At 70.9% G+C, this 26,634-nt stretch carries 26 protein-coding genes; 21 read left to right on the forward strand and 5 right to left on the reverse strand.

The annotated features are described in order from the left end of the window. The first annotated feature begins 24 nt into the window (after positions 1-24). From M1D46_RS04155 to M1D46_RS04170, 4 genes are all read left to right on the forward strand, one after another. Positions 25-726 (forward strand): response regulator transcription factor, encoded by a 702-nt coding sequence (locus tag M1D46_RS04155; protein ID WP_456286708.1) that lies wholly within the window; start codon positions 25-27, stop codon positions 724-726. A gap of 89 nt (positions 727-815) precedes the next feature. Beyond that, positions 816-2,675 (forward strand): DEAD/DEAH box helicase, encoded by a 1,860-nt coding sequence (locus M1D46_RS04160; RefSeq protein ID WP_271173465.1) that lies wholly within the window; start codon positions 816-818, stop codon positions 2,673-2,675. A gap of 443 nt (positions 2,676-3,118) precedes the next feature. Further along, positions 3,119-4,177, forward strand: a complete 1,059-nt coding sequence (locus M1D46_RS04165) for a DUF998 domain-containing protein (RefSeq protein ID WP_456286709.1) — start codon at positions 3,119-3,121, stop codon at positions 4,175-4,177. A gap of 44 nt (positions 4,178-4,221) precedes the next feature. After that, positions 4,222-4,638 carry a DUF2695 domain-containing protein gene (locus tag M1D46_RS04170; protein WP_456286710.1) on the forward strand — a complete coding sequence of 139 codons (417 nt, stop codon included), beginning with the start codon at positions 4,222-4,224 and terminating at the stop codon, positions 4,636-4,638. Positions 4,639-4,702: 64 nt separating this feature from the next. Here M1D46_RS04170 and purD read toward each other — a convergent pair whose 3' ends face one another. Together purD and M1D46_RS04180 are read right to left on the reverse strand one after the other, a co-directional pair. Beyond that, positions 4,703-5,974, reverse strand: coding sequence for a phosphoribosylamine--glycine ligase (gene purD, locus M1D46_RS04175; RefSeq protein WP_456286711.1), 1,272 nt, complete (start codon positions 5,972-5,974; stop codon positions 4,703-4,705). A gap of 48 nt (positions 5,975-6,022) precedes the next feature. Continuing rightward, on the reverse strand, positions 6,023-6,775 hold the full coding sequence (locus M1D46_RS04180; RefSeq protein WP_456286712.1) for a helix-turn-helix domain-containing protein: 753 nt from the start codon (positions 6,773-6,775) through the stop codon (positions 6,023-6,025). Positions 6,776-6,836: 61 nt separating this feature from the next. Between M1D46_RS04180 and M1D46_RS04185 the strand changes: the two genes are divergently transcribed. The 7 genes from M1D46_RS04185 to M1D46_RS04215 all read left to right on the forward strand — a co-directional run bounded on the left by M1D46_RS04185 (position 6,837) and on the right by M1D46_RS04215 (position 12,178). After that, positions 6,837-7,367: a VOC family protein gene (locus M1D46_RS04185; protein WP_456286713.1), complete on the forward strand. Its 531-nt coding sequence runs from the start codon at positions 6,837-6,839 to the stop codon at positions 7,365-7,367. A 4-nt stretch (positions 7,368-7,371) separates the two neighbouring features. Next, positions 7,372-7,740 (forward strand): sterol carrier family protein, encoded by a 369-nt coding sequence (locus M1D46_RS04190; RefSeq protein ID WP_271173471.1) that lies wholly within the window; start codon positions 7,372-7,374, stop codon positions 7,738-7,740. Between the two features lie 62 nt (positions 7,741-7,802). Further along, positions 7,803-8,126: a potassium transporter Trk gene (locus tag M1D46_RS04195; RefSeq protein ID WP_271173472.1), complete on the forward strand. Its 324-nt coding sequence runs from the start codon at positions 7,803-7,805 to the stop codon at positions 8,124-8,126. A 134-nt stretch (positions 8,127-8,260) separates the two neighbouring features. Further along, positions 8,261-9,301, forward strand: coding sequence for a phosphoribosylformylglycinamidine cyclo-ligase (purM, locus tag M1D46_RS04200; RefSeq protein ID WP_456285256.1), 1,041 nt, complete (start codon positions 8,261-8,263; stop codon positions 9,299-9,301). Positions 9,302-9,307: 6 nt separating this feature from the next. Further along, positions 9,308-10,780 carry an amidophosphoribosyltransferase gene (purF, locus tag M1D46_RS04205; protein WP_421075018.1) on the forward strand — a complete coding sequence of 491 codons (1,473 nt, stop codon included), beginning with the start codon at positions 9,308-9,310 and terminating at the stop codon, positions 10,778-10,780. A 41-nt stretch (positions 10,781-10,821) separates the two neighbouring features. Beyond that, the gene (locus tag M1D46_RS04210) at positions 10,822-11,184 is read left to right on the forward strand and encodes a TIGR02611 family protein (protein WP_456286714.1); all 363 of its coding nucleotides are present in this window, start codon (positions 10,822-10,824) and stop codon (positions 11,182-11,184) included. A gap of 79 nt (positions 11,185-11,263) precedes the next feature. Continuing rightward, the gene (locus M1D46_RS04215) at positions 11,264-12,178 is read left to right on the forward strand and encodes a CPBP family intramembrane glutamic endopeptidase (protein ID WP_456286715.1); all 915 of its coding nucleotides are present in this window, start codon (positions 11,264-11,266) and stop codon (positions 12,176-12,178) included. A 3-nt stretch (positions 12,179-12,181) separates the two neighbouring features. On the opposite strand, the gene M1D46_RS04220 is transcribed toward M1D46_RS04215, so the two are convergent. After that, entirely contained in the window at positions 12,182-12,547 is a 366-nt protein-coding gene (locus tag M1D46_RS04220; protein ID WP_456286716.1) for a pyridoxine 5'-phosphate oxidase C-terminal domain-containing protein, read from the reverse strand. 25 nt (positions 12,548-12,572) lie between these two features. Between M1D46_RS04220 and M1D46_RS04225 the strand changes: the two genes are divergently transcribed. Beyond that, positions 12,573-13,613: an aldo/keto reductase gene (locus M1D46_RS04225; protein ID WP_456286717.1), complete on the forward strand. Its 1,041-nt coding sequence runs from the start codon at positions 12,573-12,575 to the stop codon at positions 13,611-13,613. A 7-nt stretch (positions 13,614-13,620) separates the two neighbouring features. Here the strand turns inward: M1D46_RS04225 and M1D46_RS04230 are convergent, their stop codons facing one another. Next, positions 13,621-14,616 carry a LacI family DNA-binding transcriptional regulator gene (locus M1D46_RS04230; RefSeq protein WP_456286718.1) on the reverse strand — a complete coding sequence of 332 codons (996 nt, stop codon included), beginning with the start codon at positions 14,614-14,616 and terminating at the stop codon, positions 13,621-13,623. 117 nt (positions 14,617-14,733) lie between these two features. On the opposite strand from M1D46_RS04230, the gene M1D46_RS04235 reads away from it, so the two are divergent. The 9 genes from M1D46_RS04235 (at position 14,734) to M1D46_RS04275 (ending at position 25,978) form a co-directional block, all read left to right on the forward strand. Then, positions 14,734-15,864: a Gfo/Idh/MocA family protein gene (locus M1D46_RS04235; protein WP_456286719.1), complete on the forward strand. Its 1,131-nt coding sequence runs from the start codon at positions 14,734-14,736 to the stop codon at positions 15,862-15,864. Then, positions 15,861-16,589: a cupin domain-containing protein gene (locus M1D46_RS04240; RefSeq protein WP_455969152.1), complete on the forward strand. Its 729-nt coding sequence runs from the start codon at positions 15,861-15,863 to the stop codon at positions 16,587-16,589. Before M1D46_RS04235 ends, M1D46_RS04240 begins: the two co-directional genes overlap by 4 nt. After that, positions 16,586-17,674, forward strand: a complete 1,089-nt coding sequence (locus M1D46_RS04245) for a Gfo/Idh/MocA family protein (RefSeq protein WP_324012846.1) — start codon at positions 16,586-16,588, stop codon at positions 17,672-17,674. The genes M1D46_RS04240 and M1D46_RS04245 overlap by 4 nt, the downstream gene beginning before the upstream one ends. 44 nt (positions 17,675-17,718) lie before the next feature. Then, positions 17,719-18,747 carry an ABC transporter permease gene (locus M1D46_RS04250; protein WP_271173483.1) on the forward strand — a complete coding sequence of 343 codons (1,029 nt, stop codon included), beginning with the start codon at positions 17,719-17,721 and terminating at the stop codon, positions 18,745-18,747. After that, positions 18,741-19,670 carry a carbohydrate ABC transporter permease gene (locus M1D46_RS04255; RefSeq protein WP_416383278.1) on the forward strand — a complete coding sequence of 310 codons (930 nt, stop codon included), beginning with the start codon at positions 18,741-18,743 and terminating at the stop codon, positions 19,668-19,670. The genes M1D46_RS04250 and M1D46_RS04255 overlap by 7 nt, the downstream gene beginning before the upstream one ends. A 44-nt stretch (positions 19,671-19,714) precedes the next feature. Further along, positions 19,715-21,382, forward strand: a complete 1,668-nt coding sequence (locus M1D46_RS04260) for an ABC transporter substrate-binding protein (protein WP_282979319.1) — start codon at positions 19,715-19,717, stop codon at positions 21,380-21,382. Positions 21,383-21,444: 62 nt separating this feature from the next. Then, the gene (locus M1D46_RS04265; RefSeq protein WP_421075032.1) at positions 21,445-22,149 is read left to right on the forward strand and encodes a hypothetical protein; all 705 of its coding nucleotides are present in this window, start codon (positions 21,445-21,447) and stop codon (positions 22,147-22,149) included. Further along, a complete protein-coding gene (locus M1D46_RS04270) occupies positions 22,142-24,241 on the forward strand; it encodes a beta-galactosidase (protein WP_456286720.1) in 2,100 nt (699 codons plus the stop codon). Before M1D46_RS04265 ends, M1D46_RS04270 begins: the two co-directional genes overlap by 8 nt. 42 nt (positions 24,242-24,283) lie before the next feature. Beyond that, positions 24,284-25,978: a CBM35 domain-containing protein gene (locus M1D46_RS04275; protein WP_456286721.1), complete on the forward strand. Its 1,695-nt coding sequence runs from the start codon at positions 24,284-24,286 to the stop codon at positions 25,976-25,978. 58 nt (positions 25,979-26,036) lie between these two features. On the opposite strand, the gene M1D46_RS04280 is transcribed toward M1D46_RS04275, so the two are convergent. Continuing rightward, positions 26,037-26,612: an HdeD family acid-resistance protein gene (locus M1D46_RS04280; RefSeq protein ID WP_271173489.1), complete on the reverse strand. Its 576-nt coding sequence runs from the start codon at positions 26,610-26,612 to the stop codon at positions 26,037-26,039. Between the last annotated feature and the right edge of the window lie 22 nt (positions 26,613-26,634).

Genomic DNA, 26,634 nt, shown 5'->3' on the forward strand with positions numbered 1-26,634 from the left:
GCCGCGCGACCGTATCCTCGAGGCATGAGCGCCTCGGACCCGTCTTCCGCCGACGTCCCTCGGGCCATCCGCGTTCTCGTCGTCGACGACGACGCGCTCGTGCGCCAGAGCCTCCGATCGATCCTCGGCGCGGCGGCCGACATCGAGGTGATCGGCGACGTGTCCAACGGGGCCGATGCGGTGGCGTTCGCACGCGAGCGGCGGCCGGACGTCGTGCTCATGGACGTCCGGATGCCCGGTCTGCCGGGCCCGGAGAGCACGGCCGCGCTCCTGGCCGAGGTGCCGAGCACGAGGGTGATCGCGATCACGAGCTTCGACTCGGAGGACTACGTCTTCCGGATGCTCGAGGCCGGCGCAGCGGGATTCCTCCTCAAGGACAGCGCGACCGCGCACTTCGCGGAGGCCGTCCGCTCCGTCCACGCGGGAGAGGGCTTCGTGTCGCCGCGGAGCACCGTCCATCTCATCGCGCGCTTCGCCGGAGGGCGCGATCACGCCGTGCGCCGCGAGGCGCAGGAGCGGTTCCAGACGCTGACGCGCCGCGAGCAGGACATCGCGGTGCTCGTCGCCGAGGGGGCCTCGAACAGCGAGATCGCTCACGCGCTCCACCTCTCCGTCGCCACCGTCAAGACGCATCTCGAGCAGGCGCGGCTGAAGCTCGGCGCACGGAACCGCGCTCTCATGTGCATCGCCGTCGAGCGTGCGGGGTTCGGCCCTGGCATGGTCTGACCCGACGAGCGCGCCGCATATCGGCCGATCCGCGGCGGGATCACGGCGAGGACGACGCGGAATCGGCCGGGGCCGCATACCGTGGACACATGGCTTCAACCGATCCGACCGACACGCCCATCGACGGCGAGGGCGAGAGCACGCCGACCTTCTCCGACCTCGGACTCGGCGACGCCGTCCTGAAGGCGCTCAAGGACGTCGGGTACGAGACCCCGTCCGCCATCCAGGCCCAGACCATCCCGCTTCTCCTCGGCGGCCGCGACGTCCTCGGCGTCGCGCAGACGGGAACGGGGAAGACGGCCGCGTTCGCGCTGCCCATCCTCGACCAGCTCGACACGACGCAGAAGACGCCGCAGGCGCTCGTGCTCGCGCCCACGCGCGAGCTCGCGCTGCAGGTCTGCGAGGCGTTCGAGAAGTACGCCGCGCGCATGAAGGGCGTGCACGTCCTGCCCGTGTACGGCGGACAGGGCTACGGCACGCAGCTGTCGGCCCTCCGTCGCGGCGTGAACATCGTCGTCGGCACCCCGGGCCGCGTCATGGACCATCTCGACAAGGGCACCCTCGACCTGTCGGAGCTGCGGTTCCTCGTGCTCGACGAGGCCGACGAGATGCTCAAGATGGGCTTCGCGGAGGACGTCGAGACCATCCTCGCCGACACCCCCGACGACAAGCAGACCGCGCTCTTCTCGGCGACGATGCCCGCGCAGATCCGTCGGATCTCGCAGCAGCATCTGAACGACCCCGAGGAGATCACGGTCAAGAGCAAGACGACCACCTCGGCGAACATCACCCAGCGGTACCTCATGGTGTCGTACCCCCAGAAGGTTGATGCGCTCACGCGCATCCTCGAGGTCGAGAACTTCGACGGGATGATCGTCTTCGTCCGCACGAAGAGCGAGACCGAGACGCTCGCCGAGAAGCTGCGCGCCCGCGGCTACACGGCCGCGGCGATCAGCGGCGACATCGCACAGGCCCAGCGCGAGCGGACGGTCGAGCAGCTCAAGTCGGGCAAGCTCGACATCCTCGTGGCCACGGATGTCGCCGCGCGCGGCCTCGACGTCGACCGCATCACGCACGTCGTGAACTACGACATCCCCATCGACACGGAGTCGTACGTGCACCGCATCGGCCGGACGGGCCGCGCGGGCCGCACGGGCGACGCGATCAGCTTCGTGACGCCGCGCGAGCGCCGCCTGCTCGGCGCGATCGAGAAGGCGACGCGGCAGCCGCTGACCGAGATGCAGATCCCGACCGCCGAGGACGTCAACGTCACGCGCCTCAGCCGCTTCGACGACGCGATCACGGCCGCGCTCGCCGACCAGGAGCGGATCGCGGAGTTCCGCGACATCATCGCGCACTACGTCAACCACCACGATGTCGTCGAGTCCGACGTGGCGGCCGCGCTCGCGGTCGTCGCGCAAGGCGACACGCCGCTCCTTCTGCCGCCCGACCCGCCCCGGCGCGAGCGGGCGCAGCGCGAGGATCGCGAACGCCGCTTCGACGACGACCGCGGCGGACGCGAGGAGCGCCGCCCCCGCGGCGGTGGCCAGTACTCCCCGTACCGCATCGAGGTCGGGAAGCGCCAGCGGGTCGAGCCGCGCCAGATCGTGGGCGCCCTCGCGAACGAGGGCGGGCTGCGTCGCGACGACTTCGGTCGCATCGACATCCGCCCCGACTTCTCGATCGTCGAGCTGCCGGCCGACCTGCCCCAGGAGACGCTCGACCGCCTCGCCGACACGCGCATCAGCGGCCAGCTCATCGAGCTCAAGCCCGACCCGCGTCCGTTCCGCAGCACGGGCGGACCGCGTGGCGGCGGGCGCTTCCGCGACGACCGCGACGGCGGCGGGCGCGGCGGCTACCGCGGGGATCGGGATGGCCGCGGCCGCGGATCGCGCGACGGCGGCTTCCGCGACCGCGACGACCGGCCCCCGCGCAAGCCGCGGCACTGACGCTCGCGCCGCGGCTCCGACGGCCGCAGCGGTGGCCCCGCGGTGGCCGTTCGGGTCGCGGTTGGCGGCCTTAATCGGCCGGTTGGGGCCGCTTTCTGCGACCTGGGTTGGATGGTGGCCGTTCAGGTCGCAGTTGGCGGCCTTGATCGGCCGGTTGGGGCCGGTTGCCGCGACCTGGGTGGGGCGGCGCCGTTCAGGTCGCGGTTGGCGGCCTTGAGCGGCCGGTTGGGGCCGGTTTCTGCGACCTGGGATGGATGGTGGCCGTTCAGGTCGCGGTTGGCGGCCTTGACTGGCCGGTTGGGGCCGCTTTCTGCGACCTGGGTTGGGTGCTAGCCGTTCGGGTCGCGGTTCGCGGCCTTGATCGGCCGGTTGGGGCCGCTTTCTGCGACCTGGGTGGGGCGGCGGCTCCGCCTGACGTCCGACCCGCGTGCTTCGATGGACGCGTGAACGACGTCGACGCCCTCCGCTCCGAGTCCGCCGTGACGGCGGCGTCGTGGGTGTGCTTCATCGTCGGCGCGCTCGCGGGGTCGGCGCTGCTGTGGGGCGTCGCGCGGCCGCTTGCCGGAGAGGGGTCGATCGGCTTCCCCGCGGCGGCCGTGACGGCGCTCGTCGCCGCGGGTGCGTTCGCGATGAGCACCGTGCGCTTCCGCGGTGCGGAGACCGCGGGCATGCCGCCGTGGCAGACCGCCGTGTCGCGTGTCTCGGATGCCGCGGTCGCCCTCGCTGTCGCAGGTGTGAGCGCGCTGGCGGTGCTGTGCGCGGGGGAGGTGCTCGCGATCGGCCTGCACGGGCTCGAGGTGCCGCCGCTCGGCGGAGGGCTCCTCACGGGCATCGCCTCAGCGGCGAGCGGAGGCTTCGCATATGGCCTCGGCATGCGCCTGCGCACCCGCGAGCTCGTGACCCTGCTCTTCGCGTTCCTCATCACGGGGACGCTGTTCTCGATGCTCACCGCGGCCGACCCGCGGTGGTGGGAGCGCAACTTCTCCCAGCTGGGCGCGGGCGGGCAGACGTCATGGGCCTTCAACGGCACGCTCGTCGTCGGAGGGCTCCTGCTCGCGACGGTCGGCTCGTACGTGGGCCGCGACCTCCACCGGATCCTCGGCGACGACGCGCTCGGCCGCATCGGATGGATCGTCGTGCTGTTCGCGCTCGCCGGCGCCGCGCTCGCAGGCGTCGGGCTGCTCCCGGTCCACCGCGCGCAGCTCGCCCACAACGTCGCGGCCTTCGCCCTCCTCGCCCTCCTCGGCGCGCTGGCGGTGGCGACCATCCGGATCATCCCCGGCCGCCCTCGCGCCCTCGCCGTGACGTCGGCCGGCGTGGCCGTGGGCCTCGTCGTCGCGGTCCTGCTGTGGCGGCCCTTTGCGATCTACTCCGCGACCGGTCTCGAGGCCGTCGCGGTGGGGCTCGCGTTCGTGTGGCTCACGACGCTGCTGCGCACGCTCGCTGCGCTCGCCCCCGAGGGCTCGAGGCCCTCCGCACGCGTGCGTCTCGCCGTGCGCTGAGCGGCCGATCCGCGGATGTCGGCGGTCGGCCGTACGTTCTGCGCATGGAGACGAAGGATGTCGGCGATGAGGCCGAGCAGATCGTCCGGGCGCTGTCCGACGGTCTGACGACACCACGCGAGGTCGAGTGCCTCGTGTGCTACCTGAACCGGATGATGACCGAGTTCGGATGCGACGGGACGCTGCGGTTCGCGCGGCGGTTCCGAGACGAGCGCGCGCCGCGGGCGACGGGGCTCGAGGCGCGCCTGGAGGGGATGGGCGGCTTCTGCGACTGCGAGGTGCTCTTCAACGCGTACGCGCCCGCGCGCCATCTCTGGACACCCGAGCACTGGAGCGTCGACGACGACGGCGAGCCCGTGCTGGTCGAGGAGGCGGAGCCGGAGACGATCCCCGCGTGCGCGGGCGTGACGCGAGGCTCCTCTCAGCCCTGCCGCAACTGGGAGCGCGCCCGGCGATGGTGACGCACACCCGCCGCGGGCAGCGTGCGCCTCCCGCCGTGCGCCTCCCGCCCTGCGCCTGCCGCGTCTACTGGGCGACGCGGGCCGCGATGTCGGTGCGGTGGTGGGAGCCCTCGAGACGGATCTCCGCGATGCCTCGGTAGGCGCGCTCGCGCGCCTCGCGGAAGTCGGCGCCGCGGGCGACGACGTTGAGCACGCGGCCGCCGGTCGCGATGAGTCCGCCGTCGTCGGCCTGCGCGGTCGCGGCGTGCGCGACATGCACCCCGGCGATGGCCTCGGCCTCGACGATGCCCGTGATCGGCCGACCCGTCACGGGCGACTCGGGGTAGCCCTCGCTCGCGACGACGACCGTCACGGCGACGTCGTCGGAGAACGCGGGCGCTGGCTCGTCCTCGAGGGTGCCGGTCGCCGCCGCAAGGAGCAGGCGCGAGAGCGGCGTGACGAGGCGCGGCAGGACGACCTGCGTCTCGGGGTCGCCGAAGCGCGCGTTGAACTCGATGACGCGCACGCCCGCCTCGGTCACGATGAGTCCCGCGTAGAGGAGGCCGATGAAGGGGGTGCCCTCCTCGTCGAGCCGGCGGATGACCGGCAGCGCGACCTCGTCGGTCACGTGCTGGACGAAGGCGTCCTCGCCGCCGAAGCGCTCGGCCAGCCACGGGAGCGGCGAGTAGGCGCCCATGCCGCCGGTGTTGGGGCCCTCGTCGCCGTCGAGCGCGCGCTTGAAGTCCTGCGCGGGGCTCAGGGCGCGCACGGTGTCGCCGTCGCTGAGGAAGAAGAGGGAGACCTCGGGCCCCGAGAGGAACTCCTCGACGAGCACGGGCCCGGTCGGCAGGTACTCGGCGGCGTGGTCGAGAGCCGCCTGTCGGTCGGAGGTGACGATCACGCCCTTCCCGGCGGCGAGCCCGTCGGCCTTCACGACGTGGGGCGCTCCGAACGCGTCGAGCGCGGCGGCGACCTCGTCGAGCGAGCGTGCGTGCGTGGCGCGGCCCGTCGGGACCCCGGCCTCCTCCATGATCCGCTTCGCGAAGGCCTTCGAGCCCTCGAGCGCGGCGGCGGCCTTGCCCGGGCCGAAGACGGGGATGCCGTGCTCGCGCAGCACATCCGCGACGCCGGCGACGAGCGGAGCCTCGGGGCCGACGACGACGAGGTTCACTCCGTGCTCGTTCGCGAACTCGGTGACGGCCGCGCCGTCGAGCATGTCGACGTCGACGATCTGGGCGTCGCGGGCGATGCCGGCGTTGCCGGGGGCGGCGAGCAGCTCGTGGCCCGCATCCTCCGACTTCAGGGCGAGGATGATGGCGTGCTCGCGCGCACCGGAGCCGAGAACGAGGATCTTCACGCGCAGAAGCCTACCGAGGCGCTTCCGGGCGCGGAAACGCGATGACGCTCACGGCCCCGCGCGGTACTCCGACGGCGTGAACCCGAGGACCGACGAGAACTCGCGCGTGAGGTGGGCGTGGTCGGCGAAGCCGAACTCTGCGGCGATGTCGCGCAGCGGGCGATCCGGCGCGAGCCGGACGGCCTCGGCCGCGTCCTGCAGACGGCGGCGGCGGATGATCGCGGCGGGCGGCAGGCCGAAGCTGCGGCGGGCGAGGCGGTCGAGCGAGCGGACCGAGCGGTGCATGCGCTCGGCGAGGTCGGCGACGCGCAGCAGCGTCGGATCCCCCTCGACCGTCTCGAGGAGCGCGTTCGCCGCGAGATCGTCGTCGTCGAGCCGCTCGAGCACGCGGCGGAGCGCCTCGGTCAGGGCTTCGCGCGCGGTGTCCGGGCGGTCGACCGCTCCCTCGACGGCGACCGGCTCCCACGTGTCGACCAGTGCCGCGAAGGGGCGGGTCGCGAGGTGACGCCCGGCCGCCGGCGTGAGCAGCGCGCCCAGCGCCCAGCCCGTGCCGCGCAGCTCGCGGACCCCGTGCGTCGTGGTCGGACCGTAGAGCAGGGCTGCGCCGTCCTCCGCGACGAGATTCGCGACGGGGTAGCCGAGCACATGCTGCGCGCGCACCTCCCCGTCGGGCAGATCCCACGAGGGCTGCCACCACTGGCGCATGACCGGCGCGAGCTCCGCCGACGCCGCGACCCGCACCATCCGCACGTCGGGGCGCGGCGTGAGATCGCCCTTCCGGAACAGGGGGTCGTCGGCCACGCGTCCGAGTATGGCGCGAATCTTCAAGCGCGGCCTCGAGCCCCCGACCTAGCGTCGGGGCATGGCAGAGAACACGATCGCCGCGAACGGCGAGCACACCGACAACGGAACCCCTCGCACCGTCACCGCGCTCACGCCCTTCCTCGCTCTGCGGGATGCGCGCAGTGCCGTGCGCTTCTACACCGAGGCGCTCGGCGCCCGGCAGCTGTACGCGGTCGAGATGCCCGGCGACAGCGGCGAGCCCGTCGTCTCGCACGCGACGCTCGACTTCGGCGGGCGCGGGCGGCTCGAGGTGGGGGAGGCGATGGCGGCCTTCGGCACCGTCCCGCAGCCGGATGGCGACGCGGCGCACTTCTCGATCGCCCTCTACGTCCCCGACGTCGATGCCGTCGTCGCGCGCGCCGTGGCCGCGGGTGCGACGGTGCGCGAGGCGCCGCAGGACTTCGTCTCGGGCGACCGATTCGCCTCCATCCGCGACCCGTACGGTGTGCGGTGGTCGATCATGACGCGCATCGAGGACCTCTCCGACGAGGAGAGCGCCGACCGTGTGCTGACCTGGGCCGCCTCCTACGCGGAGGCGACCGTAAGCTGACGGGATGGCACGGAGGATCCCGACGGGCGACGGCCGCGACGCGATCGCGGCCGTGCGCGCCGCCGTCGCGCAGGGGAGCAGGCCGCAGCGGACTGACCTCGCCACGGCCGTCCGCTACCTCCTGCAGCTGCTCGAGGAGCGCGCGCCCGGCGGCAGCGTCGAGGTGCGCGTGCCGCCGTTCGGCGCCGTGCAGGTGATCGAGGGCCCGCGCCACACGCGCGGCACCCCGCCCAACGTCGTCGAGCTCGACCCGGTCACGTGGATCGCGGTCGCGACCGGCGAGCGCAGCTGGGAGGACGAGGCCGCAGCGGGCCGCATCTCGGCCTCCGGCACGCGCGCCGACATCTCGATGCTCCTGCCGGTCCTCTTCTGACGGTTCCCGGCTCGTCCCCCGATGGGAGACGGTTCCCAGGATGCCGGGGGAGAATACCGACCATGGCCGAGACCTCCGCAGCGCACACCGACGCCGATGTGGCGAAGGTGCGCCGCGCCCCGAAGTACAGCGTGTTCGCCGCGCTCGGGGCCGCCGTCGGCATCATCGCCGCGCTCATCCTGTCGACCGTGTTCGACGGCACGGGGGAGGCGAGCCCCTTCACGAAGGTCGTCTACTCGCCGTCGCAGGCGTTCGGCTTCATCATGCTGTGGTGCGTGCCCGCGGGTGTGCTCCTCGGGATGCTCGTCGCGCTCGTGCTCGACTGGACGATCGGCCGGCGCACGCGCGAGGTGCACGTCGCGCACGAGCAGGTCGACGAAGCCTGAATCCGGGCACAGCGAGCGGCCGCTATCCTTGTCCGGTGGTCTTCGATCCCACCGCAGCTGCGGCTGAAACCCCCTCATCCACCTACGCCCAGGCCGGCGTCGACACGGCTGCCGGCGACCTCGCCGTCGAGCTCATGAAGTCGTCGGTGCGCGCCACGCACGGCCCCGAGGTCCTCGGCGGTGTCGGCGGGTTCGCCGGGCTCTTCGACGCGAGCGCGCTGCGCGACTTCCGTCGCCCGCTGCTCGCGACGAGCACCGACGGCGTCGGCACCAAGGTCGCGATCGCGCAGGCCATCGACAAGCACGACACGATCGGCCAGGACCTCGTCGGCATGGTCGTCGACGACATCGTCGTGGTCGGCGCCCGTCCGCTCTTCATGACCGACTACATCGCGTGCGGCAAGGTCGTGCCGCAGCGCATCGCCGACATCGTGCGCGGCATCGCCGAGGCGTGCGCGGCGACGGGGACGGCCCTCGTCGGCGGCGAGACCGCCGAGCACCCTGGCCTCCTCGGCGTCGACGACTACGACGTCGCGGGTGCCGCGACGGGCGTGGTCGAGGCCGACCGCGTGCTCGGCGCCGAGCGCGTGCGCCACGGCGACGCCGTGCTCGCGCTCTCCTCGAGCGGCCTGCACTCCAACGGCTACTCGCTCGTGCGTCACATCCTCTCCGGCGCGGGCATCGGCTACGCCGACCGCTCCGACGACCTCGGCGCGACCTGGGGCGAGGCGCTGCTCGAGCCCACGCGTCTCTACACCTCGCCGCTGCTGCGCCTCATCGAGTCCCTCGGCGACGACGTGCACGCGCTCAGCCACGTCACCGGCGGCGGCATCGCAGCCAACCTGGCCCGGGTGCTCCCGGTCGGCACGTGGGCCGAGGTCGACCGCTCGACGTGGTCGCCCTCGCCCGTCTTCCGCGTGCTGAGCGACATCGCCGGCACCTCGCTCGAGTCGAGCGAGGGAACGTGGAACCTCGGCATCGGCTTCCTCGCGGTCCTGGCCCCCGAGCGGGTGGACGCGGCCGTCTCGGCGCTCGCCGCCGACGGGATCGACGCGTGGCAGGTCGGAACGGTCAAGACCGGAGAGCGCCCCGAGGGCGCCTTCGAACAGGGCGCCAAGGGCGTCGACGGCGGTGCCGTCCGCCTGGTCGGCGCATACGCGGACGGAGCGAAGTAACCCCACATGTGCGGCATCGTCGGAGCGGTCGGGCGCGGCCCGGTCAACCAGGACATCTACGACGCCCTTCTCCTGCTGCAGCACCGCGGCCAGGACGCCACGGGCATCGCCACGGCCGAGCCGAGCGGCGTCATGCACATGAGCAAGTCGCGCGGGATGGTCCGCGAGGGCTTCCGCACGCGCGACATGCGCTCGCTCCTCGGGAACGTCGGCCTCGGCCACGTCCGCTACGCGACCAAGGGCACCGCCTCGAGTGAGGAGGAGGCCCAGCCGTTCTACGTGAACGCGCCGTACGGCATCATCCTCATCCACAACGGCAACCTCACGAACACCCGCGAGCTCACGCTCGACATGGCGCAGCGCGACCGCCGCCACCTCAACTCGTCGAGCGACACCGAGCTCCTGCTCAACGTGCTCGCGAACGAGCTGCAGGCGACGACGTCGCCCGTCGACCTCGACCCCGAGCGCATCTTCGAGGCGGTGGCGCGCACGCACAAGCGCATCGAGGGCGCGTACGCCGTCATCTCCGTCATCGCGGGGTACGGGCTCCTCGCGTTCCGCGACCCGTTCGGCATCCGGCCGCTCATCCTCGGGCGTCGCACGGCGGAGGACGGCGGCGACGAGTGGGTCGTCGCGAGCGAGTCGCTCGTCCTCGAGAACGCCGACTACGAGGTCGTCCGCGACGTCGAGCCCGGCGAGGCGATCTTCATCACCAACGACGGGCAGCTGTTCTCGAAGCAGTGCGCCGAGTCGCCGCAGCTGTCGCCGTGCTCGTTCGAGTACGTCTACCTCGCGCGCCCCGACTCGATCATGAACGGCATCTCGGTGTACGAGGCGCGCCTGCGGATGGGCGCGAAGCTCGCCGCGACGATCGAGAAGCACGTGCCCGAGGGGGCGATCGACGTCGTCATGCCGATCCCCGACTCGTCGCGTCCGGCGGCGATGCAGGTCGCGCGCGTGCTCGGCATCGAGTACCGCGAGGGCTTCTACAAGAACCACTACGTCGGCCGGACGTTCATCATGCCGGGCCAGGCCGTGCGCAAGAAGAGCGTGCGCCAGAAGCTCAACGCGATGTCGAGCGAGTTCAAGGGCAAGAACGTGCTGCTCATCGACGACTCGATCGTCCGCGGCACGACCAGCAAGCAGATCATCCAGATGGCTCGCGATGCGGGTGCCCGGTCGGTCACCTTCGCGTCGGCAGCGCCGCCCGTCCGCTACCCGCACGTGTACGGCATCAACATGCCGTCGAGCAAGGAGCTGATCGCGCACGGCCGGTCGATCCCCGAGATCGCCGCGGAGCTGGGCTGCGACCACCTCGTGTACCAGGAGGTCGAGGACCTCAAGGCCGCGATCCTCGAGGGAAGCACCGCGGGGCGGGGTCTCGACGACCTCGACATGAGCTGCTTCGACGGGCGCTACGTCACGGGCACCGTGTCCGAGGAGTACCTCGAATGGGTGGAGCAGACGCAGGGTTCCTGAACACCCAGCGCCCTTCGAGATATATCGTGTGGAATCCCGTCATGGAACGGGATGCGATTCAGGCGACCTCGACTGCGGGCGCCCACCTCGACGGGCCGGCTCCGCGGCCATCCGCCCTGGTGCGCGCCGGGCGCGCGACGCGCCGCGCGATCGGGCGCAGCCGCACCGTCGAGCGCGCGTACCGGATCGCGGTCGGCACGGTGGGCGGCGTCCTCGCCGGCGGCGGCCTGCTGCTCGTGCCGCTGCCCGGGCCCGGGTGGCTCATCGTCTTCGCGGGCCTCGCGGTGCTCGGCACCGAGTTCGGCTGGGCGAAGCGCGCGGCCGGATGGCTGAGGCGGCAGCTCGAGCGGTTCTGGGCATGGTGGAAGGCGCGTCGAGAGCGGAAGGCCGCCGCCGCGCGCTGACCTCCGCCGTGCGGGGGATCCCCGGAACTCCGCCCCGAGGGGGAGGCGCGCCGGGCGCGCGGCCGGGCACGCTGGGGGCATGACGAGCGCAGAGAGCATGCCGGAGACCACCCGCGTCCCGTGGGGCGCGGTCGCGACCTTCCTCGTGATCGCCTTCGCCCTCGCCTGGGTGGTGACGCTGCCCCTGTGGCTCGGCGGAGAGGGGCTCCGCTCGCCGCTCGCGCTGCCGCTCATGGCCGCCATGATGTGGACGCCCACGGTCGCGGCGCTCGTCGCGACGTTCTTCGTGCGGCGACCGCGGCGGCGCGCGCACTACCTCGGGCTCGTGCCCTTCCGGCCGGTGGGCCGCAAGATCGCGCTGTTCCTCCTGTTCCCCGTCGCCTGGACCGCGATCGCCGTGGCGTCGCTGCTGCTCGCGACGGCACTCGGATGGGCGCACCCCGACTGGAGCCTGTCGCAGATCGCGCCGTTCCTCCCGGAGGGCATGACGACCGACGTCTACATGGCCGTCACGCTCGCCGCCATCCCCGTCAACACGGTCGTCGCGACCGTGTCGGCGTTCGGGGAGGAGCTCGGATGGCGCGGGTTCCTCACGACCGCGCTCGCGCCGCTCGGATTCTGGCCCTCGGCCATCCTCATCGGCATCGTGTGGGGGCTGTGGCACGCGCCGGTCATCCTGCTCGGCTACAACTTCGCGCGCCCGGATGCCGCCGGCCTCGCGCTCATGGTCGTGTTCACGCTGTTCGTCGGCGTCATCCTGCAGTGGTCGCGGTACTGGACCGGCAACGTGTGGCCCGCCGCGGTCGGCCACGGAGCGCTCAACACGGCTGCATCGGTCGTCGTGCTGTGGAACGGGCCGGGCGACGACGCAGCGCTCGCAACCGTGCTCGGCGCGCCCGGCTGGATCGTGATGGGCGTCGTCATCGCGCTCCTCGTCGTCACGGGCCTGCTCGGCCGGCGCACGCGCACCGCGCTCGAGGCCGTCCCGGCCTGACGCTCACGCGCGTTCGCGCCGCCATCCGCCGGTGTCGCGCAGGTACACGACGCGCACGTGGTCGCGATCGTGCGCGGCCTGGAAGAACTCGACGCGATCCGGGCGGATGGCCCACGCCTGCCAGTCGGGATCGACTGCGGCCCCCGCGGTCGGGCGCGCGAGCCAGTCAGCCGCCGATTCGGCTGCGGAGAGGGCGACGGCCTCACCCGACACCTCGCCCTGACGGCCGAGCGTCCGCCAGAACACGTGCGCTCCGACGACCGGGCGCTGCGCGAGATGGCGGCCCTTCCGCGAGCTGCGTCGGCCCGCGAAGTGCACGCCGCGCCCGCGGTAGCATCGCCCTGCCGGCGTCCTCGTCTGACGCACCATCCCATCCGCCTCGCAGAGGAGCGCCATGCCCATCGCCGCCGACGACCCCCGCCTGCACGCGCCGCACGTCGCTTCGGCGTCGCGCTACGACGACGTGCCGTTCCTCCGCGCCGGCGCGAGCGGGGTGAAGCTGCCGCGCGTCTCGCTCGGCCTCTGGCAGAACTTCGGGCGTGACCGCTCGATCGAGAGCCAGCGCGAGATCCTCCTGCACGCCTTCGATCGGGGCGTCGTGCACATCGACCTCGCGAACAACTACGGGCCGCCCTACGGCGCCGCCGAGTCGACCTTCGGCACGGTGCTCGACTCCGACCTGCGGCGCTACCGCGACGAGCTCTTCGTCACGAGCAAGGCCGGCTATGACATGTGGCCGGGGCCCTACGGCGACGGCGGCTCGCGCAAGTACCTCATGCGCTCGCTCGAGCAGAGCCTGACGCGCATGCGCACCGACTACGTCGACGTCTTCTACTCGCATCGCGTCGACCCCGAGACGCCCATCGAGGAGACGATGCAGGCGCTCGTCGACATCGTGCGCAGCGGCAAGGCGCTCTACGTGGGCATCTCGAACTACCCCGCGCCCCTCGCGCGGCGCGCCCACGAGCTGCTCGCCGGAGAGGGCGTGCGCCTGCTCCTGCATCAGCCGCGGTACTCGCTCTTCGACCGCACGCCGGAAGCCGAGCTCTTCCCGCTCCTGCGCGAGCTGCAGGTCGGCAGCGCCGTGTTCTCGCCGCTCGCGCAGGGTCTGCTGACCGGCAAGTACATCGACGGCGTCGTCCCCGCTGACTCTCGAGCGGCGGGGAGCTTCTTCCTGAACGAGTCGGCGATCACCGACGACTATCTTCGGCGCATCCGGGGGATCGACGCGATCGCGCGGGAAGCCGGTGTGTCGATCCCGCAGCTCGCGATCGCCTGGGTGCTGCGCGATCCCGTCGTGACGACGGCGATCATCGGAGCCTCGCGTCCGGCTCAGGTCGACGATGCGATCGCGGCGAGCCGCCTCGAGCTCTCGACCGACACGATCGAGGCCCTCGAGGAGTTCGCGGCGCCGAGCGGCGCCGCCACCGCCTGAGGCGCGCTCAGCGCGCGCGGGGCGGCGCGACCGACTCCCGCCAGACGACGCGCTGCAGCACGGCCTCCTGCTCGGGCGGCGTCTCACCGCGGATCGCCGCGATCAGGCGGCGCATGGAGTCGGTGCCGAGTCGCTGACGGTCCTGGAACACCGTCGTGAGCGACGGGATGAAGTGCGCGCTCATCGTGAGGTCGTCCCATCCGGTGACGCTCACATCGCCCGGCACCGACCATCCGCGCGACACAGCCGCCCGGATCGCGCCGGCTGCGAGGACGTCGTTCGCCGCGAGGATCGCCAGCGGCGGGGCGTCGTCGGGCAGCTCGCTCACGCATCGGTTCGCGGTGACCCCGCTCCAGTCGCCGCCGACGACGCCGAGCGACTCCACGCCGAGCCGGTCGATCGTCGCGAGATAGGCGTCGCGTCGGGCGACGGCGGCGGGGAAGTCGGAGGGGCCGGCGACGTGGAGGAAGCGGCGATGCCCGAGCTCGACCAGCCGCTCCATCATCTCGACGACCGGGCGGGCGTCGCTGAAGGCTCCGGTCGCGTGCATCTCCTCGTCGAACTCGGAGAGCGAGAGGAAGACCGGCACTGCGGCGTCGGACGCAACGCGCGGCGTCCGCATGGGGCTGAAGGAGAGGACGCCCTCGTACTCGGTCGAGTCGATGAGCGACGCGAGCTCGCCCTCTCGCTCCTCGGGTGAGCGGGAGAGGCTGAGGACCTCCACCACGTAGCCGGCATCGCGGGCGGTCGAGACGGCGCCCTCGAGGACGGGGAAGAGGTTGAGACCTGTCACCGGGATGACGACCGCGATGCGGCCGGTGCGCTGAGTGCGCATTGATCGCGCCGCCAGATTGGGGCGGTAGTTCAGGTCGGCAGCCGCCTTCAGGACCCGCTCGCGGGTCGCCTCCGAGATGCCGCTGCGCCCCGTGAACACGAACGACACCGTCGACTGCGACACCCCCGCTCGTCGCGCGACGTCGTGGCTGGTCGGGCGCTTCGCCATCCCTCGATCCCCCATCTTCGACATCCTGCCCCGAAAAACCTCTTGACCGAGCGGACGCGATGAGTCCATACTACCTACTACGTCTTAGTAATACGTAGTAGAACTTGCGAGGAAGCAATGCTCAGAATCGGGATCATCGGCACGGGCAGCATTGCGAGTGCCCACATCAGCGGGTATCTCGCGTTCCCGGAGGAGTGCGAGATCGTCGCGCTCGCCGACGTGATGCCCGGGAAGGCCGCGCAGAAGGCGGCGGAGTTCGGGCTGACCGACGCCGTGGGGTACGACGATCCTCTTCGCATGATCGCCGAGGCGGGGCTCGACCTCGTGAGCATCGCGACGCCGCCGTCGACGCACGCCGCGCTGTCGATCGCGGCCCTCGACGGGGGCGTGAACGTGCTCGTGGAGAAGCCGATGGCGCCGTCTCTCGAGGAGTGCGACGCGATGCTCGCGGCGCAGGAGCGCTCGGGCAAGGTGCTGTCGGTCGTGGCTCAGAACCGGTTCCGCGACGACCTCGCGACCCTGAAGGAGGTCGTGGAGTCGGGCCTGCTCGGCACGATCTCGCATGTGCGTGTGGATTCGGCGTGGTGGCGCGGTCTTCCGTACTACGACCTCTGGTGGCGGGGCACGTGGGAGAAGGAGGGCGGCGGCTGCACCCTCAACCACGCGATCCACCACATCGATCTGCTGCTGTGGCTCCTCGGTCGTCCGACCGAGATCACCGCGATGCTCGCGAACGCGCAGCACGACAACAGCGAGGTCGAGGATCTCTCGGTCGCCGTGTTCCGCTATGAGCGGGGCCTGGCGCAGCTGACGAGCTCCGTCGTGCACCACGGCGAGGAGCAGGAGATCGTCATCCAGGGCGAGAAGGCGCGGGTCTCGCAGCCGTGGAAGGTGATCGCGGAGCGCGCGGATGGCGGCGGCTTCCCCGCGAAGGGCGGCGACGCCGATCTGGTCGCCGAGATCGAGGCGGTCGCGGCGGCGAAGGAGCCCCTGGGGCACTACGGGCACGAGGGGCAGATCGGGGATCTGCTCGGCGCGATCCGCGACGGGCGCGCGCCGATCGCGGATGGGCGGGATGGTCGCAACGCGATCGAGGTCGTCACGGCGATCTACAAGGCGGGCATCGAGCGCGCGTTCGTCGAGCTGCCCCTCAAGGCCGACGACCCCTATTACCGTGCCGGCCAGCTCGTCGAGCACGCTCCGCACTTCTACGAGAAGCAGGCGTCCCTCGTCGAGGCGGCATCATGAGCGCCTCATCGTTCCCGGGCGGCACCTCGCTGTCGCACCTCGACATCTACGACGGCGCGGCGCCCGACGGCATCTGCGGCGGCAGCCCGCACATGCATCTCGTGTCGACCGAGGCGTACCTCGTGGTCGAGGGGCGCGGCGCGCTGCAGACGATCGACGGCGACGGTTTCCGCGAGACGGACCTCGAGCCCGGGTCCGTCGTGTGGTTCACCCCCGGCACCATCCACCGCGCGGTGAACCGCGGAGGGCTGAAGGTGCTCGTGCTGATGAGCAACGCGGGTCTTCCCGAGGCGGGCGACGCCGTGATGACGTTTCCCGCCGAGATCGTCGGGAACGCCGACGCGTACGCCGAGGCGGCGTCGCTGGGCGAGGCGGAGGGGCGCGCCGAGCGCGCCGCCCGTCGCCGCGATCTCGCGGTGACCGGGTTCGAGGTGCTGCGCGACGCGGTCGTCGCGGGCGACCGCCGGCCCCTTGAAGACTTCCATGCGGCGGCCGGTGCACTCGTCCTGCATCGCGCCGCCGCATGGGGGCAGCTCGTGCGCGAGCGGCCGCTGGCCCAGGCGGAGCGCTCCCTCGCGCTCACCGAGGCGATCGCGCGGGGCGACGTCGCCCACCTGCGCGAGGCCCGGGTGCACGAGGCGTCCTCGCCCGCGGGCGAGCGCGCCTTCGGAATGTGCGGACGGATCCGCGCCTACGACGTGACAGACCAGGAGAACCCCCGATGAGCCATCCGTACACCTTCGACCCGCTTCCGCAGCCCGCCGTCGCGCCGGGGGAGTTCGCCTTCGCGGCCGTCGGCCTCGACCACGGTCACATCTTCGGGATGACCGACGGACTCCTCGGCGCCGGCGCGACGGTGACGTGGGTCTTCGACGAGAACCCCGAGCGCGCCGCCGCGTTCGCCGAGAAGTACCCGACGGCCCGCATCGCATCCAGCGAGCAGCAGGTTCTCGACGACCCCGACGTGCGGCTCGTCGCGACCGCGGCGATCGCCTCCGAGCGTGCTCCCATCGGGTTGCGCGCGATCGAGGCGGGCAAGCATGCGTTCGTCGACAAGGCGCCGCTCACGACCTTCGCGCAGCTCGAGGCGGTGCGCGAGGCCACCGCGCGGACGGGCCTGAAGTACGCCGTCTACTACGGCGAGCGCGTGCACTCGGAGGCCGCGATCCTCGCCGATCAGCTCATCCAGCGCGGGGCGATCGGGCGGGTCCTGCAGGTGGTGTGCTTCGGCCCGCACCGCATCGGAGGAGGCCGGCCCGACTGGTTCTACGACCCGGCCCAGTACGGCGGCATCCTCTGCGACATCGGCAGTCACAACTTCGACCAGATCCTCCACTACACCGGCGCGGCGGACGGCCGCGTGTCGACCTCGACGATCGCGAACTACGCGCACCCCGAGACCCCGGGCCTCCAGGACTTCGGCGACGCGCACGTCATCCTCGACAACGGCGCCACGGGGTACGTCCGCGTGGACTGGTTCACACCGGATGGCCTGGGCGTGTTCGGCGACGGACGCACCCTCCTGCTCGGCACCGACGGGTACATCGAGCTGCGCAAGTACATCGACATCACCACCGACAACGGCGGCGGCCAGGTGCTCCTCGTCAACCAGGAGGGGCAGTACCGCTTCAACGCGAACGGCATGACCGGGTTCCCGTACTTCGGGCAGCTCATCCGCGACTGCATCGACGGCACCGAGACCGCCATGAGCCAGGCGCACGCGCTGAAGGCGGCCGAGCTCAGCCTGCAGGCGCAGGCCGACGCGACCGTCCTCACCTCGCCGTCCGAGGCCATCCTGCTCACTCCCTAGCGGCGACCCGTTCGCCTGAGAACCACGAGGATGTGGAGTTCCGAATGACGCAATCCGTTGACGCGCCCCTGCGGCTCGGGGATGCCCCGCCCGCAGGGGGCGCGACGCGCCTCATCACGACAGCGCGCGCGAAGCGGCGGCTGTTCCGGCGCGATCGCACGCCGCGCGCGAAGCAGACGTGGCGGCGCGCTCTCGCCCGCGACTGGCGCCTCTACACGTTCCTGATCGCACCGGTGATCTTCCTGCTCATCTTCCGGTACGTGCCGATGCTCGGCAACGTCATCGCGTTCCGACGATTCCGCCCCGGCGGCTCGATCTTCGGCGACGAGTGGGTCGGCTTCTACTACTTCGAGGCGTTCATCTCGAACCAGCAGTTCTGGACCGTGTTCTGGAACACGGTGATCCTCGGAGCGCTCACGCTCCTGATCACCTTCCCGCTGCCGATCGTCCTCGCGCTCATGCTCAACGAGCTGCGCTCGCGGCGGTTCAAGCGGATCGTCCAGACCATCTCGTACCTCCCGCACTTCATGTCGATCGTCATCGTCGCGGGTCTCGTGCTCCAGCTCACCGCGCTCAACGGCACGATCAACCAGGTCGTCGAGGCGATGGGCGGCGACCCCGTGCCGTTCATGCAGCGGCCCGAGTGGTTCCGCTCGATCTACGTCTCGTCGGAGGTGTGGCAGACCGTCGGATGGGGGACCATCCTCTACCTCGCGGCCCTCACGACGATCGACGATCAGCTGTACGAGGCCGCCCGCATCGACGGCGCGAACCGCTGGCAGCAGACGTGGCACATCACGCTGCCCGGCATCCAGCCGACCATGATGGTGCTCCTCATCCTCAACATCGGCTCGTTCATGGCGGTCGGATTCGAGAAGGTGCTGCTCCTGCAGAACCCCCTCATCTACTCGACGGCCGACGTGATCTCGACCTACCTCTACCGCGTCGGCATCCAGTCGGCCCAGTTCTCGTACGGAACCGCGATCGGCCTCTTCGAGGCGGTCATCGGCCTCGTGCTCGTGCTCGGCGCGAACGCCCTCTCTCGACGAATGGTGGGTACCTCGCTGTGGTGACCGAAGCCCTTCCCCAGAAGCCCGACATCGCGCACGTCCGCCGGGAGACCGGCATCATCCGCGAGTCGCTCGGGTACCGCGTGTTCCGCGTGGTCAACGCGATCGCCCTCGTGCTCGTGTGCGCCGTCACGCTCTACCCGTTCATCAACCTCGTCGCGAAGGCGTTCTCGTCCGAGGGGTACATCGCGGCCGGCGAGGTGAACCTCATCCCGCGCGGCTTCAACATCGACACGTTCCGCGTGGTCATGAGCGATGAGATGTTCTGGACGAACTACGGGAACACGTTCCTGTACACGATCGTCGGCACGATCATCGCGATGGCGATCACCACGACGTACGCGTACGCCCTCAGCAAGCCGTACCTCAAGGGGCGCACGTTCTTCGTGGGCATCGCGGTCTTCACGATGTTCTTCGGCGGCGGGCTCATCCCGAACTACATCCTGATCGCGAACTACCTCGGCTGGCGCAACAGCATCTGGGCGGTCGTCGTCCCGGGAGCGCTGAGCGTCTTCAACCTGCTCGTCATGAAGTCATTCTTCGAGAACTTCCCCGAGGAGCTCGAGGAGGCCGCCGCGATCGACGGGCTCACGACATACGGCATCTTCTTCCGGATCGTGCTGCCGCTGTCGAAGGCCGTGCTCGCGACGATGACGCTGTTCTACGCCGTGAGCATCTGGAACTCGTGGTTCAGCGCCTTCCTCTTCATGGATGACAAGTCGCTCTTCCCCGTGACCATCTACCTGCGCAACCTCATCGCCGCGGCGACGGGCGCGCAGGAGGCCGTGGGCGGCGAGGCCGCGCAGATCGCCTCGAACATCCAGGCCGTGACGATGCTGCTCACCGTCCTGCCCATCATCTGCTTCTACCCCTTCATCCAGCGCTACTTCGTCTCGGGCGTGATGCTCGGGTCGGTCAAGGGCTGATTCCCCCACGTCGAACGACGACGTTCACCTAGAGGAGAAACACAATGAGAATCACTCGCCACACCCTCGTCGGTGCTGCGGGCCTCGCCGCCGTCGCGGTCGCGCTGTCCGCCTGCTCCGCCACGCCGAGCGAGGAGGCCGTCGGAGACGACGGCGTCACGATCGACGAGGCGCACTCCGTGGGCGCCATGGAGGACTTCGAGGCCGGTGTCACCTTCAAGGCGACCGAGCCCGTGAACTTCTCCCTCATGTACCGGGATCACCCGAACTACCCGGTGAAGGACGACTGGTCGGTCTTCCAGCACCTCGAGGAGGACCACAACGTCACGTTCTCCCGCACCGACATCCCGATGGCCGACTACGACCAGAAGAAGTCCCTGCTCATCGGCAGCGGCGAGGCGACCGACATCATCTCGTCGACGTACGCCGGCACGGAGACGCAGTTCGTCTCGGGCGGAGCGATCCTCCCTGTCTCGGACTACTTCGACTACATGCCGAACTTCCAGCAGAAGATCGAGGACTGGGGTCTGGAGGAGGACCTGCAGAACCGTCGTCAGGAGGACGGGAAGATCTATCACCTCCCTGGCCTCCGCGAGGTGCCGGACGTCCAGTACTCGGTCGTCATCCGCGAGGACCTCTGGGAGAAGGCGGGCATCACGGAGGACCCGGCGACCTGGGACGAGTACCTCGAGCAGCTCGAGCAGGTCAAGGAGGCCAACCCCGAGCTCGACTACGCGATGTCGGACCGGTGGACCGACGCCACGCCCCTCGGCTCGCTCCTGAGCGTCATGGCTCCCAACTACGACACCGCAGCCGGATGGGGATACGCGAACACCTGGTACGACGAGGAGGCCGGGGAGTACGTGTTCACCGGCACGTCCGATGAGTACAAGGAGCTCGTGGCGGACGCCGCCGCGCTCGTCGAGGCGGGCGTCCTCGACCCCGAGATCACCCAGAGCGACGACCAGGCCGTGCAGAAGTTCATCTCGGGCAAGTCCGCCGCGATCTCGGGCAACACCCAGGTGATCGCGGAGTACCGCCAGAAGTTCGCCGACTCGGGGCAGGGCGACGTCCCGATCCGCCTCATCTCCATCCCGGGCGGCCCCGCCGGCGACAACCTCCCGAGCGGTCGATTCACGTCGGGCATCCTCATCTCGAGCGAGGCCGCCGAGAAGCCGTACTTCAAGGCGCTCCTGCAGTTCGTCGACTGGCTCTACTACTCCGACGAGGGCCTCGAGTTCGCGCAGTGGGGCGTCGAGGGCGAGACGTTCACGCGCGAGGCGGATGGCACGCGCAAGCTCATGGACGACATCGCCTGGAGCTCCATCAACGCCGGCGCCCCCAAGCTGCTGAACGCCGACTACGGCTACAGCAACGGCGTCTTCCTGCTCGCCAACGGCTCATCCGAGGAGCTCGTGCTCTCGATGATGACCGACGAGATCGCCGAGTGGACCGCGCAGCAGCTCGAGAAGAAGGAGCAGCTGCCGACGGCTCCCGCGCCGCTGCTCAACGAGATCGAGCTCGAGCAGACCTCCCTCCTGCAGACGCAGCTCACGGACGCCGTCCACGCCGCGACCGCCTCGTTCATCACGGGGCAGCGCTCCGTCGAGGACGACTGGGACGCGTATGTGACCGAGCTCGAGGGACTGGGGTCGACGCAGCTCGTCGACACGATCAACGCGGCGCTCGAGCGCACGCAGAGCGAGGGCTGATCGGAGGCGGCCGGCCGTCCGCACCGGCCGGCCGCCTTCCCTCACGCAAGGGAGCTGAGGACATGGACACACAGAACCGCACGTCGTCGCGCGGCGACAGCGCCGACGAGATCGGCCGCGGGCCCCTCTCGCGGGGCGCGGCGGCCATCTACCGGATGATCGTGCTCGAGGCGCAGCTGCTGCTCGCCGCGCTGCCCTCGATCGTCGCGGTGATGCTGCTCGACCGCGACCCGTCGAATCTTCCCCTGTTCGTGATCGCGCTGCTCCCCGTCGCTCCCGCCCTCGTCGCCGGGGTCGCCGCGGTGAGGGTCCCTGGCACCGACCTCTCCCCGGGGCGGCACTTCTTCCGTGCGTATCGGCGTGATGCCGTCCAGACCCTTCGCTGGGCGACCCCTGCGACCGCAGCGCTCGCGCTGCTGACCTTCAACCTCATCCATCTCGACAGCGTCGACGGCGGCGGGGCGCTCCGGCCCGCGCTCGTCGTGCTCGGCACGCTGATCCTCCTGTGGGGTGGCCACATGGTCGTCCTCACCGCAGGCTTCCGCTTCCGCACGCGCGACGCCGCGCGCATCGCCGTCGTCCAGATCGCGTCGCAGTGGCGGTTCTCGCTGGGCGTCCTGTCCCTGCTGGTCGTGGCGGGGTTCCTCGTCCTCGCGGCGTCGGAGCTCCTCGTCCTGCTTCTCCTCTGGGCCTTCGCGGCCCTCCTCGCCCTCATGGCGCGCCCCGTGCTCGCCGACGTCACGAGAAGGTTCACGCGCGATGCCTGAGCGGCGCCCCCGCCCCGTCCCGTCCCGCTCTGTCCTCGGCCATCCCGTCGCCCCTCCGTCGCCTGCGCGCCTGCCGCGCCTCGACCGCATCGCGTACGGAGGCGACTACTCACCCGAGCAGTGGGACGGCGATGTCTGGGACCGCGATCACCGGGCCTTCGACGCCGCGCACATCTCGACCCTCACGGTCGGGGTCTTCACGTGGTCTCTCACCGAGCCAGAGGAGGGACGATTCGACTTCTCGACGCTCGACGCGATCATCCGGCGCGCGGCCGACGAGGGCCGCACCGTCTGCCTCGGGACCGGCACGGGCGCCATCCCGCCGTGGATGGCGCGTGCCTACCCCGACACGACGCGCGTCGACTTCGACGGCCGTCGGCACCGCTATGGACAGCGGCACAACGCGTGCTGGAGCTCCCCGGACTTCCGACGGCTCGCCGCGCGGATGGCCGAGCGCCTCGCGGAGCGGTACGGAGACCATCCTGCCGTCGTCGCCTGGCACGTCGGCAACGAGTACGGCGGCCGCTGCTACTGCGACCTGTGCGCGGCCGAGTTCCGCCAGTGGCTGCGCCGCCGCTACGGCACGCTCGACGAGCTCAACGCGGCGTGGAACACGACGTTCTGGTCGCATCGGTTCACCGACTGGGACGAGATCGAGGCGCCGAGCGCGCTGACCGAGCACTGGGGCGGAGAGGGGAAGACCGCGTTCCAGGGCATCACGCTCGACTATCGGCGGTTCTCGACGGACAACGCGATCCGACAGTTCGCCGACGAGAAGGCGGCGATCCGGGCGCACTCCGACCGCCCCGTGACGACGAACTTCATGGGGTTCTATGAGCCGCTCGACTACCACCGCTGGGCGCCGCATCTCGACTTCGCCTCCTGGGACAACTACCCGCGTCGGATGGACGAGCCGTGGGGCACCGCGCTCGCGCACGATCTCATGCGCGGGCTCAAAGACGGGGCTCCGTTCTGGCTCATGGAGCAGACGCCGTCGGTCACGGCCTCGCGCGACGTGAACCCGCAGCGGAGACCCGGCATCATGCGGCTCTGGTCCTGGCAGGCTGTCGCGCATGGCGCCGACTCCGTGCTCTTCTTCCAGATGAGGGCCTCACGCGGAGCCTGCGAGATGACGCACGGGGCGGTCCTCGACCACTCCGGGCGACTCGATACGCGCACGTTCCGCGAGGTCGCCGCACTGGGCGGCGAGCTCGCCTCGGTCGGCGACGCCCTGCTCGGCGCGCGGACCAGCGCGCGCTGCGCGATCGTCGTCGACTGGGAGTCCTGGTGGGCGGTCGAGATGGCGGATGGTCCCAATCGCCTGCTGAGGTACCTTCCGACGGTCACGGAGTGGGCGCGCCCCTTCTGGGAGGCCGGCGCGCAGCTCGACGTGGTGCCGCCGACCGCCGACCTCGGCGCCTACGACGTCGTCGCGGCGCCCCTGCTCCATCTCGTCGCGGGCGACACGGCTGAGCGGCTGCACGCCGTCGCCGAGCGAGGCGGAACGGTGATCATCGGCTGTCTGTCGGGGCGAGCCGACGAGGACGATCTGCGCTTCCTGGGCGACGTCCCCGGGCCGCTTGCGCGGATGGCCGGAGTGCGGGTCGCCGAGACCGATGCCGCCGAGCCGGCCGTGGCGAATCCCGTGCGGTTCTCGGACGGGGCGACCGCGAGGGGCCGGATGGTGTTCGAGGTCCTCGTGCCGGAGGGCGCGGAGGTGATGGCGCGATACGGCGCCGACTACTACGCCGGAGAGCCCGCGGTGACGCGGAACGTCATCCGGGGCCCCGAAGGCGAGGGCCACGTCTGGTACGTGGGGAGCGTCCTCGACGAGGAGGGGATGACCCAGGTCGTACGGTCGGCGATCGAGCGCCACGGGCTCGCCGGCCCCTACGCCGGTGTCCCCGGTCTCGAGTTCGCGACGCGCGAGGCTCCGTCGGGCGCGGTCATCGACTTCCTGCTGCATCACGGTGCGGAGGCCGTGACGGTGCGCCTCCACGCCGACGGCACCGACCTGCTGACCGGTCGCGTGCTCCGCGAGGGGGAGGCCGTCGTGCTGAACCCCACGGACGTGATCGTCCTCCGCCGCTGACGCGGTGCTGTCCGCACCACTCGAGAGAAAGAGAGAATGCCCATGGCAACGACGCCATCCTCCGACGGCATCAGCCGACGCACCGTCCTGGCGGGCAGTGTCGCCGCCGTGCCCATCGTGCTCGGCCTCGCGGCCGGGCCTGCGCACGGCGCGGCCCCCGCCGTCCGGCCCCGTTCCCTCGTGATCCAGCCCACGCAGCGCCGACAGGTGATCCGTGGCTTCGGCGGCATGACCCACGCGGGGTGGATCGGCGAGCTGACGCCGAGCCAGTGCGCGACCGCCTTCGGCAACGGCGTCGACGATCTCGGGTTCACGATCCTCCGGATCCCCGTCCCCGAGGACTCGGCCAATTGGGCGCGCGATCTCGCCTCGGCGCAGGCGGCGGTCGGGAAGGGCGCGCTCGTGTTCGCGTCGCCGTGGAACCCTCCGGCTGACCTCGTGGAGTTCTTCGAGCGCGTGGACGACGTGCCGCGCGGCAGCCAGTACGAGGCCGAGGCCGCGGCGCTCGTGAATGCGCACGTCGCGACGGACCTGTCCGGCTACCAGGGCGAGGGCTACGTGCAGTTCGACGGCGCGACGGGCGCGAGCGTCGAGTTCAGCGGCGTCATCATCGGGTCGTCGGGCACGAAGAACCTCGCCTTCCGCTACGCGGCGCCGACGGGCGACGTGCACGTCGACATCCACGTCGCCGGTGCGCTCGTGGCAGAGAACGTGCTCTTCCCCGCGACCGCAGCAGGACAGTGGTCGTGGAAGTCGATCCAGGCGGTCATGACGCCCGGGCAGTGGACGGTCAAGGTGGAGACACGGGGCGAGGGCGGCCCTGCCCTCGACTACCTCATGGCGGCCCCCTACACGCCGCCCGCGCAGGCGCGGCGCCTCCGGCACGACGCCTATGGCGCGTACGCGGACCACCTGAACGCGTTCGTGCACTACATGCGCGACAACGGGGTGGAGCTGTACGGCATCTCGGTCCAGAACGAGCCCGACTACGCGCACGAGTGGACGTGGTGGACGACGGAGGAGATGAACCGATTCCTGCGCGACTTCGCGGGGCGCATCGACTGCCGGGTGATCGCGCCCGAGTCGTTCCAGTACGTCAAGGAGGTGTCCGACCCGATCCTGCAGGACCCGGCCGCGCTCGCGAACGTCGACATCATCGGCGCGCACCTCTACGGCACCGCCTACGAGGACTTCCCGTACCCGCTGTTCGCGGAGAAGGGCGCGGGCAAGGAGCTGTGGATGACCGAGGTCTACCACCCGAACAGCTCCAGCTCCGCGGACCTCTGGCCTGAGGCGCTCAAGGTCGCCGAGCACGTCCATCACGCGATGACCGACGCCGAATTCCAGGCGTACGTCTGGTGGTACATCCGCCGCTTCTACGGCCCGATGCGCGAGGACGGCACGATCAGCAAGCGCGGTCGGATGCTGTCGCACTACGCGAAGTTCGTCCGCCCCGGGTTCACGCGCGTCGAGGCGCCGCGCGAGCCGCAGCCCGGCGTCCTCACCTCCGCGTACATCGGCCCGGACGGCCTTCTCGTGCTCGTCGCGGTCAACATGTCGGAGTCGACGGCGAACCCGTCACTCGCGGTGCAGGGGCGGCGCGTGCGCAGTGCGCGATCGTGGCTGACCGACGCCACGCGCGACCTCGAGGAGCAGCCGGTGATCACGGGGAAGGCGGGCGGCTTCGTCGCCACCCTTCCGCCGCAGAGCGTGACGACCTTCGTCATCCACTCCTGACACGACGAAGCGCCGGCCGCTCGAGAGCGCGGCCGGCGCTTCGTGTGTCGCGACGCGCTCAGCGCTCGAGCGTCGCGGCGCGGACGATCTGGATCACGCCGAAGACGAGCAGCGAGGCGCCGATGAAGAGCCAGAGCCACACGGCGGCGAGCATCGGCGAGACGAGCAGCACGATGCCCGCGAGGATGCTGACGATCGCGTACGCGATCGTCCAGCCCTTCGAGCGGACGACCGGGCTGAACGGGTCCTTGGGGCCGCCGAGCGCGAACAGGGTGACGACGCCCTCGAAGATCCACGCGATGCCGAGGAACGTCGAGACGAAGACGCCGAGGAGGGCCGTCGTCGACGCGAGGTTCGAGAACGCGACGATCGAGGCGACCACGAAGAGGACGCCGAGGAGCGCCAGGCCGACTCTCAGCCATCCGCTCAGCCCCTTCGAGACGACCGCGAGCGCGATGTCGATGATGCCCGCGACGAGGGTGTAGATCGCGATGAGAACCGTGACGGCGACGGCCGACTTGAACGGCCAGATGACGATCACGAGGCCCGCGATGAGCGAGATGACGCCCGTGACGATGGCGATCGTGCGCAGGGTGCGGGCGAGTCCGATGGGCTGGTGCTGGGTGTCCGTCACGGTTCCTCCTGGTGTGCGCCGA

The organism is Microbacterium sp. JZ70, from assembly GCF_053903225.1.